Source organism: Desulforegulaceae bacterium, assembly GCA_034006035.1.
In the GTDB taxonomy this organism is placed as follows: Bacteria; Desulfobacterota; Desulfobacteria; order Desulfobacterales; family JACKCP01; genus JACKCP01.
The window spans coordinates 99,627-112,645 of the sequence record JAVETN010000002.1 but is presented as its reverse complement, the minus strand read 5'-3'; the positions used below and the strand labels follow the sequence as shown (position 1 = coordinate 112,645).

The window sequence follows — 13,019 nt, the reverse complement described above, 5'->3', positions numbered from 1 at the left end:
TTAATTTACAGGCAATGCAATAATAAAAAGAGTACCTTTTCCAACTTCACTTTTGGCCTCTATGGTTCCTTTGTGCATTTTTATTATATTATAAGCAATGTTTAAGCCAAGCCCTGTTCCTTTTCCAACGGGTTTTGTTGTAAAAAAAGGGTCAAATATTTTTGGCAAATCTTCCTTTGGTATTCCTTTGCCATTATCTGCTATTTCAATTATTATTGAGTTGTTTTTCAAATATGTTTTTATTGATATAATTCCTTTTTCTTCAATTGAGTGGGAGGCATTGAGAATAATATTCATAAAAACTTCATTGAGCTTTTGAGGCAAACAATTGATTTTAGGAATTTCTCCGTATTCTTTTATAATTTTTGCCTTATATTTAATTTCAGGCCAGATTACATTCAGGGTTGATTCAATTCCTTTGTTTATATCCGAAGGCTTTGCCATAGCATTTCCTGGATGGGCAAAATTTTTCATATCAGTTACAATTTTGCTGACCCTGTTTATTCCTTCAATACAGTCTTTTAAAAGATCACCAACATCTTTAAGAAGAAAATTTATATCTATTTTTTCCAGGTAGTTACTGATTTCGTCCATTTCTTGTTTATTCGGTAGTTTTCCCTGGAGGTTAAGTTCAAAAACAGTGTTTAGTTTTTTTCCGGCATCAATAAAATCATCCATATAGCCCCGAAGAGTTTCAAGATTGCTTTTTACAAAACTGGTGGGATTGTTTATTTCATGTGCAATTCCTGCTGAAAGTTGACCCACAGCAGCCATTTTTTCTGAATTTACAAGCTGGATATTTGCTTTTTCAAATTTGTCCTGGAGTTTTATTGTTCTTATTCCGGCTTTTATTCTTGCAACCATCTCTTTTGGATTTAAGGGTTTTTCAAGATAATCGTCTGCTCCGGCATCAAAAGCTGACACCATTTTTTCAATATCTGGAGTTGAAGTGAGAAAAATTATATATATATAGGGTGTGGAAAAATCTGTTCTTATTTTTTTGCAAAAGTTCACTCCGTCTATTCCGGGCATTTTCCAATTGTATATTATTATTCTGCTTTTTGTTGTTTTTAAAAGCTCAATAGCCTCTTTTCCGTTTTTGGCAAGATGGAAAACATAGTTTTCTTTTGAAAGTAAATTTTGAACAAGTTTTGAGGAATCAGGATTATTCTCAGCAATAATTATATTCATATTAAAAAAATCTCTTCTTTAAAATTTAAGGATTTGATTTGATTTTTATGTTAAGAATAACTGAAAGAACAGCATTTAATCTAAAAAAATATAAGATTAAAGTATTAGCTTAATTATGTCCAATTATTTAATTGTAATTAGGGTTTTAAGTTAGACAAAATCAATTAAAGGGTAAAGAAAAATGACAAAAATTAATGAGCAGATTTTAAGGGCTGCCAAGGAAGTTATAGTAAAATATATTGAAGTTGGCAGGGTTTCTCCTGCTGCTTTTCATGAAAACTTTGAAAAGGTGTACCGTGGGATTTTCAATACTGTTCACAATATCAAGCCTGAAGAAACAATAGAGGAAAAAAAAGAATAAAATCTTTTTATAAAGGTTTTTTAATTAAATTGAGCTGTTTTAAATTGGAAGTTTGATAATTATCAGATTGTTTAAAGGCGGATTTTTATATCCGCCATAAGCTTAAAACAATCAGTTTTTTTAATGAGCCTCAGACCAGTTTTTACCCGAAGCAATATTTATTTTAAGTGGGACATCAAGCTTGATTATTTTTTCCATTGAAGCTTTTAAAATTTCTTCAGCTTCTTTTTTTTCATGGGGGGGAAGTTCAAATACAAGTTCATCATGAACAGTGAGTAAAAGATTGGTTTCCATTTTGTTTTCTTTTAAAAGTTCAGCGGTTTTTATCATTGAAAGTTTTAAAATATCAGCTGCAGAACCCTGGATTTTGGTGTTTACTGCAATTCTTTCTGCCATCATGATTTTATTTTTATTTGTACTGTTTATTTCTTCAATTATTCTTGTTCTTCCCAAAATTGTTGTGGAATGTCCGGTTTTTCTTACCTGCTCTTTTGCAGATTCAATAAATTCATATACTTTTTTATATCTTGAAAAATAATTATCTATATAAGTTTGGGCCATTTTTCTTGAAATCCCAAGTTCTCCAGCCAGCTTAAAAGCTCCCATTCCATAAATTATTCCAAAATTTATTGCCTTTGCCTGCCTTCTTAAATCATCATTAATCATTCCTGGAAGAGTTTGAAAAACCTCTTCTGCTGTTTTTGAATGAATATCCTGGTCATTTTTAAAAGCTTCAATTAAAAGAGGATCCTTTGAAAAATGTGCCAAAAGCCTAAGTTCAATCTGGGAGTAGTCTGCAGCAAGTAAAATCCAGCCTTTTTTAGGAATAAAAGCTTCTCTTATTTTTCTTCCTTTTTCAGTTCTTATGGGAATATTTTGCAAATTGGGATTTGAACTGCTCAGCCTTCCTGTGGCTGTAATTGTTTGATTAAAGGAGGTGTGAATTCTTCCTGTTTTTTTATTTATAAGTGATACAAGGGCGTCTGTATAAGTTGATTTTAATTTTGAAAGCTCTCTATGCCTTAAAATAAGTTCGGGCAGGGGATGAATTTGTGAAAGATCTTCCAAAACAGACATATCTGTTGAATATCCTGTTTTTTTCTTGGTTTTTTTCTTGGGTGGAAGATTTAATTTTTCAAAAAGAATTTCACCAAGCTGTTTTGATGAATTCATATTAAATTCTTCACCTGCGGTTTCAAAAGTATCTTTTTCTATCTGGATAAGCTCTTTTTCAAAGGCAGTTGACATTTCAACAAGCTTGTCTTTATCAATAAAAATCCCTTTAATTTCCATTTCTGCAAGCACAGGAACAAGGGGCATTTCTATTTTTTCTAAAAGCTCAAATAAATTTTTTTCTTCAAGCCTGGTTTTAAGGATTTTATAAAGTTTTAAAGTGATCTCAGAATCTTCGCAAGCATAAACAAAAGCTTTGTCAAAGTCTGCCTTATCAAAGGTTTGTCCTTTATTAACTATATCTTTAAAATCAATCATTTTATGGTTGAGATATTCAAGGGCAAGATCATTTAGGTTATGGGATCTGCTGCCAGGAGAAAGTAGATAGGCTGCAAGCATTGTATCAAAGGTTTTTCCCTTAATTTCAATTCCATGGGTTTTTAACACAATAAGATCATATTTTAGATTTTGGGCAATTTTAAGAATTGATTCATCTATAAAAATTTCTTTTAAAGTATCCTGAACTTCTTTTAGAGAAACAGTTTTTGTATTTTCATGTTTAATTGGGATATAATAAATATCTTCATTGGAAAAAGCCAGTGAAATGCCTGCCAGTTCTGCTTCTACAGGATTTGGACTTGTTGTTTCAGTATCAAAGGCAAAAAACTTTGTGTTTTGTATTTTTTTTACAACTTCTTTTATTTGGTTTATTTCATTTAGGCACTTATATGAATTTTCAGATTGATTTGTATGTTCAAGAAATTCCCTTTGAAGGTTTTTAAATTCATATTCTTTAAATAAATTGGCAAGTTCTTCTTTTTTTGGCTCTTTTTTTATAAGTTCATCAAGATCAAAATCAAAGGGCACTTCACAATTAATTTCTACAAGCTTTCTGCTTAAAAACGCATTTTCCTTATTTATTTCAAGGTTTTCAACCAGTTTTTTGCCTTTGATTTTATTGATGTTTTCATAAATTTTTTCAAGGGTTTTATATTCTTTTATAAGTTTTGCAGCTGTTTTTATTCCCACTCCCTTAACCCCTGGAATATTGTCTGAAGCATCTCCTGAAAGTCCCATTGCCTGGGTAAGAAAATCAGGTGAAAACCCATTGGTTTCTTTAAATGAATCAAAGGTGATTTCAATTTTTTTCATTGGGTCATAAATTGAGATATTTTCATTTATAAGCTGGGACAAGTCTTTATCTCCTGTTACTATCACAGCTTTAAATCCTTGAGCCTCGGCTTTTTTTGCCATGGTCCCAAGAAGGTCATCTGCTTCAAATCCTTGTTTTTCAAACCAGGGGATTGAAAGTGCTGAAACTGTTTTTTTAACCCCATCTATTTGTAAAGCCAGCTCTTTGGGCATTTCTGGCCTATTTGCCTTATAATCATCATAAATTTCATTTCTAAATGTTTTTCCCCTGGCATCAAAGCAGACACCAATATATTGGGGAGTTTTTTCTTTTAAAAGGTTTATCAAGGTTCTTGTAAATCCAAAAATTGCATTGGTGGGAAAACCTTCTTTGGTGGAAAGATTTCTAATGGCATGATAGTTTCTGTAAATGTATGCGGTTCCATCGACAAGATAAATTGTTTTTTTTGTCATTTTGGTTGAATCCTGAAATTAAGTATTTAATTTTTATGGGTACTAGAACAATATTAAAGGTGAAATTCACCTTATCATTGTATTAAAAACCCTGCAATAAGGAGATAAAATGATAAAAGGAAAAATTATAACAGATAATAATGAAATAAAAGAAATTTTAAAAAACTCTAAAAAAATTGCAGTTCTTGGGATAAGTCCTAAAAAAGAAAGGGATTCTTTTCAGGTTTCCAAATTTTTAATTGAAAATGGATATGAAATTTTTCCTGTAAGACCAGGGGGCGGAGAAATTCATGGGCTCAAAGTTTATGAAAACCTTGACTCCCTTGATGAAAAAATTGATATTTTAGATGTATTTAGAAACTCAGACAAGGTTTTGGGACATCTTGAAGAAGCTTTAAGGCTTAAGCCAAAGGTTTTTTGGATGCAGCTTGGAGTTGAAAATCAGGAAGCCGCAAAAGTTTTAATTGAAAATGGAATTAATGTAATAATGGACAGGTGTACTAAAATTGAACATAAAAGATTATTCAGTTAATATTACAAAAAAACATATTAGAAAAAGTAAAAGAAGGGTTGTAAGGAATTTACCCTGTAGTGTTTGCACAGGTTCCACCTCTTTTTCATGGAAATGCAGAAAATGTGAATTTAATTTGTGTGAAAACTGCATGAATGAAAATCTCTGGGCACTCACCTGCAATGGAATAACCTGGGGATGTCCTGAATGCGGGGAAAAAAACGATTTGGGTAATCAATAAGTTTAATAAAAATTATCTTATTTTACACAGATAAACACCCATCTTGTTTTTATTTAACAATTCAAATTGTATTTTTTCATTTCTATCCTCTTTTTTTTAGGCTTGAAGCTTTTAAAACGGGAGTTTCAGGCCGATTTTTTATTATCAGTCCAAAGAAGATAAAATTAATTTTCATCTCTGAATCAAAAATTTTACAATAAACTCCGGTAGATTGAGCTTTCCCCTGTGTTTGTAGGGAAAAGCTTATTAAAAGACTTACTCTTTTTCATTGACTAAAATCTATATTTTTAGAATAAACAATGTTATTATGTCCAAACGTAATTGGTTTATTGACTTATTAAGGAGGAAAAGATGAAAAAAAATTGGACCATTTTTAATGGTTTATTGGCCGTTCTTATCAGTTTAATGCTGATGACAGGTTGTAGTGACCATGACCACAGCACTGCAGGTGTAGAAAGCGGAAAAGTTATTCAAGGTCCGGTTAAGGGAGCAACAGTTTTTCTTGATATCAACGGAGATAGGAAGTTGAATCAAGGGGAACCATCTGTAAAAACTAAAGATGACGGATCTTACACTTTAAATATTCCTAAAGGAAAAGAAGGTTTGATATGTAGTGTAGGCGGAGCTCTTTCCAATACCGGAGCCGCAGCACTTCCAATGCTTGCACCAAGGGATTCAGGTAATATAACAGCATTGACAACCCTTGTTGCAATTAATCCAGGTTTAAAGGCGACTTTTGGTCCTAGGTGGAATTCTGATCCTTATGAAGTTATTGAGAAGAAAGAACCAAATGGAACTATTACAAGATATGTAGACGGGAGTCTTTTACAGGTAAAATTTGTAATAGAAATACTTCAATCAGCACTTGCTTCTGCAGGGACAGCAAATTTTGATCAATTCAGCGCAATGACACTTCTTGCCGGCGAATTATTAGATAAAAATATTAAATATGATATAGAGATAAAAGCTGCTGTTACTGCTTTTTTAGGAAAGCTCAAGGAAAGAGGGCTTATTGATGATGCAAAGGCTATGGCTATTCAGTCTATGGCATTTGCGGCTATTGAAGCCATTGATGATAAAGTTAAACCAGAGGAACTTGAAAAGGTAGCAAAAGCAGCTGAAAGTAAAAAGTTTTCCAGGTATGGTGTTAATTTTTCACCGCCAACTGCACTTCCTTTTCCAAATGATCTTGCATGGGCTTCAAGTGGTGGTAAAGTGGTTTTGCCCATAAGCGATGATACCCCCGCAGATAAAAAAGTTCTTTATACAGCAATTAATAAACTTGAAAATGAAGGGTTAAGTCCTAATACCCCAATTTCTATACCTTTGACATCCGGAGCAGAGCTTGTACCTGAAGATATTCAGCCTGCTGTTAAAATTTTTAATCTTTCCTCGTTTACTCCGGTAACAGATTTTACAGTTGCTCAGGATAATGAATTTATTAAAATATATCCAACAAAGCCATTTGATGGAGGAACACAATACGCAGTTGTTTTACAAAAAGGAATCAAAGTTAAAGGCCTTGAGGGTGTTGAGCTTGGTACTAATCCAGTGTTTGAAATGATTAAGCCATCATTTGAAGAAGGGCTTCCAGATGTTTTTGCAGCATTACAGCCATTAAAAGATAAATATGAGAGGCTTTTTTTCGGACTTGCAAATTATGAAGTCATTTCAGGTGGACATATCAGCAGTATTCCTGAAGATGAAATTCTAATGCTTTCTACTTTTACCACTGCTGAAAAAACCCTTTCTGTCACTGATTTTGCAACAATTCTTGTAACAGTAACAGGTGGCGCTGATCCTGATTCTATGACAATTGAAGGTCTTGAATATTCCAGCTTAACTAGCGAATATGGGTCTATGTTACCTACAATTCCGTTGAAAGTTCATGGAAACGGCACTACTATTCCCTCTACTATAGGGGTTGAGGGTGATTTTTTTAAATCATGGAACGTCTCAAGTTTGTCAAATCTTTATAAGGGGCTAATTCCAGTAGATGAAAGAGTACAATATAAGATTTTTTATGGTGATAAATTCACTGATTCTGTAGTTGTTTTTCAACATGGACTTGGAAGAGAAAAAAATGATGGAGCAGCTCTGGCCGGACTTGGCTATCCTGTAATGGCAATGGATCTTCCCCATCACGGCGATAGAGTTGATCCTGAGGGTGGTGGATTTCTTACAAGTAATCTTCCTATGAACAGGATAAACCTTTATCAGTCTTTTTATGATATGAGTGTTTTTGTTCAGGGTATTAAATCTGGTAAGTTTGATATTGATGGTGATGGAACACCCGATGCTCCAGCCAATATTTACTTTGCTGGCCAGTCTATGGGTTCAATTACCGGTTCTGTAATGGCTAAATATAACCCAAATTATCTTGATAAGGTGGTTTTAAATGCGGGTGGAGCAAACTTTGCAGCCATCCTTGATACAGCAAAAAATGCTTCTTTAGCAGGACTTGTTAAAAGCCTTGGAATTGAAAAAAATACCATTGAATATTTTACAACCCTTGGAGTTCTTCAGCTTATAATGGATCCTTGTGACCCTGCTTATCTAGCTAAAGATCTTACCACAAATGTAGAAGATACCATCTTCCAGTTTGCATACAAAGATACTGTTGTATCAAATGTTTCCAATGAGATTTTTGCAAATGTTGCCGGTGCTGAAGCAAAAGTTGAGCTGACAGAATTTTCAACTCCTGCAGATTTTGAGAATAATAAAGCATACGTTTTTGGAGGGAAAGCAGACAAAAAAGATAATTGGATACCCCATGGATTTCTGCTTTCTCCAGGTACAGAAAATTATCCTGAAGCAAAAGAATTTATGGATGATAGCTATATTACAGACGCTTATACTGCAGTTGGAACCTGGACAGCAGATTACTTAAGTATAGAAAATAAATAAGGAGGTAGATCTATGAGAAAGTTAATTTTCTCTTTAATTATAACAATGGTTTTCTTTTCCGCTGCCAATGTTCATGCCAATTTGGTTGACACCTTTGGTATTGGTTCAAGGGCAATGGCATTGGGTGGAGCATATACGGCCAATGCATCAGATCCTTTTGCGGGTCACTATAACCCTGCAGGACTTACCCAGATTGAATCAATGACTGTAGCCTTTGGAACTGCAATTATGGCTCCTAATCTTAAAGCCAGGAATTATACAGTTCAAAAAAACAATGAAGTCATTATGGGCGGACCCGGAGTAAATGTAAGAGATGAATCAGACAACCTTTTGGTTCCCCATCTTGGTTTTGCAATGCCCATTAACTCAAAGTGGGCTTTTGGAATCTCAGCCTATGCTCCCTATGGGCTTCATCTTAAATGGGATCGTACAAATACATCGGCAAACCCAACTGCATTCAACTCTTATGAGTCCTGGTACCAAAGAGTTGCAGTTACTCCTGCAGTTGCATATAAGGTAAATGAAAAGCTTTCTCTTGGATTTGGAGTGGTTTTAGGTCGCTCAGAGTCAGGCACTTATCAGAATTTATATGATCTTTATCAAAAAGGAATTACAGGTTCTTCCCATGGTGATCTTACAGATGATCTAAACTATTCATTTAACTTTGGTGTGATGTATAAGCCTGTTGAAAAAATTACCCTTGGTCTTACATATAGAAGTAAGGCAGACGCTGATTTTTCTGGTGATCTTGAATTGAAAAACCTTTCTGATAATGAGAAAAAGCTTATTAATGATACTTTGTGTAGTAAAGAAGGTCTTCACGATGCTCATACAAACAACAATTTTAAGTCCAAGATTAGACTTGAGGATGTGAATCACCCAGCTCAGGTTCAGGCTGGAATCAGATATGAGCCTCATAAAAGAGTAAGTTTTGAAGCTGATATTGTGTGGACAAACTGGTCTGATGTTAAACAGCAGACTGTAAAAATTAAAGATAAGTATATCCAAGGACTTTTGGAGACAGATGAACAAGTACACCCAAGGGATTGGGTAAGTACAAGGCAGGTAAGAGTTGGTCTTGAATATCTTTTAACAGATATGTTTACTTTAAGATGCGGGTTCTTTTATGATCCTACCCCGGTTCCTGACGATACTTTTGATATTGTCTGGCCTGATGCAGATAAAAAAACATATTCTGTTGGTCTTGGAGTAAACCTTGGCAGCTGGACATTGGACGGAACATTTGTATATATTTCCACTGAAAAGGATATAATTCTTGGGGGAGAAAGTAAAAACCTGAACCATACTTATGGTGATAATGCCCGTGTAACAGCAGATGCAGAAGCTAAAATTTTTGGTTATAGTTTGACTGCCACCTACGAATTCTAAACATATTAATTTAACAATTAAATCTAAAAGCCCGGTTTTTAAGCCGGGCTTTTTTATATGGTTTAAAAATTATTGACCCATGATTTTTAAAAGAAAAGGAAAGGCTGCAAAGGTTCCTATTGAACTTCCAATATTTGTAAAAACAACAACAAGAAGGATCCTTGTAAGATTGTTTTTCCAAAAACCTTTTAAAGAAGTTATATCAGTTGAAAGATCTGAAATATCTTTTACTTTTGGTTTTCTTAAAAAAGCTTCGGCAAGCCCTGAAACCCAGCCTGCAGCAACCATGGGGTTAAGAGAGGTAAAAGGAGCAGCAAGAGCTGCTGTAGCTATGGTAAGAGGGTGGGCAAAGGCAAGTAGAGCTCCAATTCCTGCCATCAGGGCATTGAGTCCTATCCATACCAAGATCATTTCAGAACCTGTTGATTTGCCTCCCAGAAAAAAACCAGCACAAATAAGACAGATAATAATACCAGGAATTCCCCATTTGAAAAATTTTAAAAGTTTTCCAGGAGGGGGAATTTCTTCAAGGGGCTCAATTTCAATTTCTTCATCCCAGTATTTTTTTATTCCAGGAACATGGCCTGCTCCTACAACTGCAACTATATTTTTCCCTTTAGAATTTTTAATTTTATTGCTGAGATATTTATCTCTTTCAGTTATAAGGGCATTTTTAAGCCTTGGATGGCTTTTTCCTATTTCATCAAGAAGGGTTTCTAGTACATCTGTATTTTTAAGTCTTTCAATTTCTTCTTCTGAAATTTCCTCATCTGATCCTGCTGCAAAAATAAGCTGGGAAATGATTTTGATTTTTTCAAAAAATCCCATGCTTTTCCATCCACGCTTTAATGTTATCTGAAGATCCCTGTCAGCAAGTACAATTTCAGCTCCTGATTCTTTGGCAGCTGTAATTGCAGAGATCATTTCCTGACCTGGTTTGATTTCCATTTTATCTGCAATTTTTTTCTGGAAAGATGAAAGAATAAGGGTGGAAAGAAGAAGGTAAACTTTTTTTTCCTTAATAACCTGGATTATATCAGTATCTTCAAATTTTTGTTCTTTCTGGATTGAGTCAAATCTTGATTGGCAGAGCTCAACACAAACAGCATCTGGTTTTATTTCTTTAATTGTATCTTCAACAAGTTTGGCACTTTGTTTGGAAACATGGGCAGTGCCTATTATTGTAAATTTTTTGCCGTTTTTTTCAAGACTGGTGATGTTTTTAATTTCAGGTTGATTCTCAGTAGGTGATTCCATTAATAAATCCAATTGTTTATTTATTTATCCAAAGTTCAATAAAAAAGTTTTCAAGATTCATATCATGATTTTTATCACGGGGAATTTCCTTGAATTTTTCTATCAATTTATTTGCCTTGTCAATTTTATTTATAAGAATATAAACTTTTATTGCCCTTAAAAGATAATTTTCTGATTTTTTATAATCTTTTGTTTCAAGATAAACCCTTGAAAGAGCTTCAAGATCTGATGCTGTTTCGCTTATATTTCCCTGGGTTTTGTCTTTTAAAAGTGCTTTTTCAAGATTTATCAAGGCAGTTTCATAATTTTTGGTTTCAAGCTCATAAATTCCTGAAACATAATAATAAAATGAAGTGTCTTCTTTTTTGTTTAAATAATTTTTTGCCTTTTCAAAATTGTTTCTTTTAATTTCAAGAAAGGCCAGGGAAGGGGCAAGTCTTTTATCTGTTGAGCCTTTTGATTCTGAATTTTTTAATAATTCAAAAGCCTGGTCAAATTTTTGTTTTTCAATGAATAAAAGTGCTTTTGTAATATAAAAGGATAAAATATCCTGGGGATTTTTTGAAAAACTAAAATAATTTTCAGCTTTGTTTAAAACAAGATAAGCTTCTTCTTCCCTTTGCTGATTAAAAAGGGTGATTCCAAGGCCAACAAGACTTGCTCCGCAGCCTTCAAGATCATCTGAAAGGGAATATTTTGTATAGGATTTAAGAAAATTGGTTCCTGCATTATCATAGTTTCCCTGTTTTAAAAGTTCGTTTCCCCTTATAAGATGTTGATCTGCTTGAGATACAAACTCGGTTACAGGGGTTGAGCTTTTTGATGAACATGAAAACAATAAGGATAAAATGTAAATTAGAAAAAATAATTTTAAAATGTTTTTTTTCATTTTTTTTCCGGTATTTCTAAAGGTTAGTTTTTGTAATTCTTCATTGTTTCCTAGATTAAGCCCGGGAGCTTGTAAATATTTTTTGTTTGTTAAATTAAAAATATTAAACATTCAGTTTAGGTTAAAATTATTCAATTGTCTATCTTATAATCCTTGATTTTTTTATGAAGGGTTTTTCTTGTTATTCCAAGCTCTCTTGCGGCTGCACTTTTATTGTTATCAAGGGATTTTAGGGTTTGGATAATTGCTTTTTTTTCAATTTCCTTTAAAGGTTCAATTTTAAATTCATCTGAAAAATCAGGGGTTTCCCTTTCTTTAAAATATTCTTCTCCTGTAATTATATCTTCTTTTTCAATATAATCTGATTTGGAAAGAATCACTGCTCTTTCAATGGAATTGGCAAGTTCTCTTATATTGCCCGGCCAATAATATCTATTGAGTTTTGCCATGGCTTCAGGTGAAAATCCTGAAATTTCTTTCCAGTTTTTTTTGGCAGATGTTTTAAGAAAATAATTTGCAAGCAAAGGAATATCCCCTTCTCTTTGGCGTAAAGGGGGAAGATTTATATTTACAACATTGAGTCTGTAAAAAAGGTCTTCTCTGAATTTTTTTTCTTCAACCCTTGATGAAAGATTTTCATTGGTGGCTGCAATCACCCTTATATCAAGTGAAATTTCTTTTTCTCCTCCCACTCTTACAACCTTTTTTTCTTCAAGAACCCTTAATAGCTTTGTTTGCATATTCATTGGCATGGTTCCAATTTCATCTAAAAAAATACTGCCATTTTGAGCCTGAACAAATTTTCCTTCTTTTAGTCTTAAAGCACCTGTAAAAGCACCTTTTTCATGGCCGAAAAGCTCTGATTCAATAAGGGTTTCTGTTATTGCTCCGCAATTTACCCTTATAAACGGCCCGTTTTTTCTATGGCTGTTATAGTGGATTGCACCAGCTGCCAGTTCTTTTCCTGTTCCTGATTCTCCTGTGATAAGAATTGTTGCTTCGGTTGGAGCTGAATTTTTAATTGTCTGAAGAACTTCTTTGATTGCAGGGCTTTGTCCAATAATTTTATTTCTATTGAAAATTTCACCAAGATTTTCCTTAAGAGCTGTGTTTTCCCTTTTAAGATCCAGGTGTTCCATTGCCCTTGTCATTGTTATTTTTAATTTGTCAAAATCAAGGGGTTTGGTGAGATAATCATAAGCTCCTTTTTTCATGGCACTTACTGCTGTATCTATTGAAGCATAGGCTGTCATTATAAGAACAGGAATTGAAGGGTTAATTTTTTGAATTTCTTCAAGGGCTTCAATTCCTGACATTTTAATCATTTTAATATCCATTAAAATAAGATCAAAAGCTGATTTTTTTACTTTTTCAACAGCAAGATCACCGTCTTCAGCACTTTGGGTTTCATATCCCCAGCCTTTTGTAAGGGTTAAAAGCATGGTTCTATGGGAATTATCATCATCAACTATTAAAATTGAAGGTTTATTCATTA

At 33.5% G+C, this 13,019-nt stretch carries 10 protein-coding genes; 5 read left to right on the top strand and 5 right to left on the bottom strand.

Annotation, left to right across the window (positions count from 1 at the left end; genetic code table 11):
- Nucleotides 1-1,191: a response regulator gene (locus RBR53_02440; GenBank protein MDY0131504.1), complete on the bottom strand. Its 1,191-nt coding sequence runs from the start codon at nt 1,189-1,191 to the stop codon at nt 1-3.
- Nucleotides 1,192-1,372: 181 nt separating this feature from the next.
- Here RBR53_02440 and RBR53_02435 point away from each other — a divergent pair, with 181 nt between their 5' ends.
- Nucleotides 1,373-1,552 carry a hypothetical protein gene (locus tag RBR53_02435; GenBank protein MDY0131503.1) on the top strand — a complete coding sequence of 60 codons (180 nt, stop codon included), beginning with the start codon at nt 1,373-1,375 and terminating at the stop codon, nt 1,550-1,552.
- A 120-nt stretch (nt 1,553-1,672) separates the two neighbouring features.
- Here the strand turns inward: RBR53_02435 and polA are convergent, their stop codons facing one another.
- Nucleotides 1,673-4,330: a DNA polymerase I gene (polA, locus tag RBR53_02430; protein MDY0131502.1), complete on the bottom strand. Its 2,658-nt coding sequence runs from the start codon at nt 4,328-4,330 to the stop codon at nt 1,673-1,675.
- A gap of 109 nt (nt 4,331-4,439) precedes the next feature.
- Between polA and RBR53_02425 the strand changes: the two genes are divergently transcribed.
- The 4 genes from RBR53_02425 to RBR53_02410 all read left to right on the top strand — a co-directional run bounded on the left by RBR53_02425 (nt 4,440) and on the right by RBR53_02410 (nt 9,378).
- Entirely contained in the window at nt 4,440-4,862 is a 423-nt protein-coding gene (locus RBR53_02425) for a CoA-binding protein (protein ID MDY0131501.1), read from the top strand.
- On the top strand, nt 4,837-5,082 hold the full coding sequence (locus RBR53_02420; GenBank protein MDY0131500.1) for a hypothetical protein: 246 nt from the start codon (nt 4,837-4,839) through the stop codon (nt 5,080-5,082). Before RBR53_02425 ends, RBR53_02420 begins: the two co-directional genes overlap by 26 nt.
- A 351-nt stretch (nt 5,083-5,433) precedes the next feature.
- Entirely contained in the window at nt 5,434-7,989 is a 2,556-nt protein-coding gene (locus RBR53_02415; GenBank protein MDY0131499.1) for a hypothetical protein, read from the top strand.
- 12 nt (nt 7,990-8,001) lie between these two features.
- Entirely contained in the window at nt 8,002-9,378 is a 1,377-nt protein-coding gene (locus RBR53_02410; GenBank protein ID MDY0131498.1) for an outer membrane protein transport protein, read from the top strand.
- A gap of 69 nt (nt 9,379-9,447) precedes the next feature.
- Here RBR53_02410 and RBR53_02405 read toward each other — a convergent pair whose 3' ends face one another.
- The 3 genes from RBR53_02405 to RBR53_02395 form a co-directional block, all read right to left on the bottom strand.
- Nucleotides 9,448-10,635, bottom strand: a complete 1,188-nt coding sequence (locus RBR53_02405; protein ID MDY0131497.1) for a TraB/GumN family protein — start codon at nt 10,633-10,635, stop codon at nt 9,448-9,450.
- A gap of 16 nt (nt 10,636-10,651) precedes the next feature.
- Entirely contained in the window at nt 10,652-11,524 is an 873-nt protein-coding gene (locus RBR53_02400; GenBank protein ID MDY0131496.1) for a hypothetical protein, read from the bottom strand.
- 131 nt (nt 11,525-11,655) lie between these two features.
- A complete protein-coding gene (locus tag RBR53_02395; GenBank protein MDY0131495.1) occupies nt 11,656-13,017 on the bottom strand; it encodes a sigma-54 dependent transcriptional regulator in 1,362 nt (453 codons plus the stop codon).
- Nucleotides 13,018-13,019: the final 2 nt, after the last annotated feature.

Excerpts from the sequence above, each read along its gene's own strand:
- RBR53_02440 (MDY0131504.1), bottom strand. The coding sequence starts at position 1,191 with ATGAATATAATTATTGCTGAGAATAATCCTGATTCCTCAAAACTTGTT.
- RBR53_02435 (MDY0131503.1), top strand. The coding sequence starts at position 1,373 with ATGACAAAAATTAATGAGCAGATTTTAAGGGCTGCCAAGGAAGTTATA.
- polA (MDY0131502.1), bottom strand. The coding sequence starts at position 4,330 with ATGACAAAAAAAACAATTTATCTTGTCGATGGAACCGCATACATTTAC.
- RBR53_02425 (MDY0131501.1), top strand. The coding sequence starts at position 4,440 with ATGATAAAAGGAAAAATTATAACAGATAATAATGAAATAAAAGAAATT.
- RBR53_02415 (MDY0131499.1), top strand. The coding sequence starts at position 5,434 with ATGAAAAAAAATTGGACCATTTTTAATGGTTTATTGGCCGTTCTTATC.
- RBR53_02410 (MDY0131498.1), top strand. The coding sequence starts at position 8,002 with ATGAGAAAGTTAATTTTCTCTTTAATTATAACAATGGTTTTCTTTTCC.
- RBR53_02405 (MDY0131497.1), bottom strand. The coding sequence starts at position 10,635 with ATGGAATCACCTACTGAGAATCAACCTGAAATTAAAAACATCACCAGT.
- RBR53_02400 (MDY0131496.1), bottom strand. The coding sequence starts at position 11,524 with ATGAAAAAAAACATTTTAAAATTATTTTTTCTAATTTACATTTTATCC.
- RBR53_02395 (MDY0131495.1), bottom strand. The coding sequence starts at position 13,017 with ATGAATAAACCTTCAATTTTAATAGTTGATGATGATAATTCCCATAGA.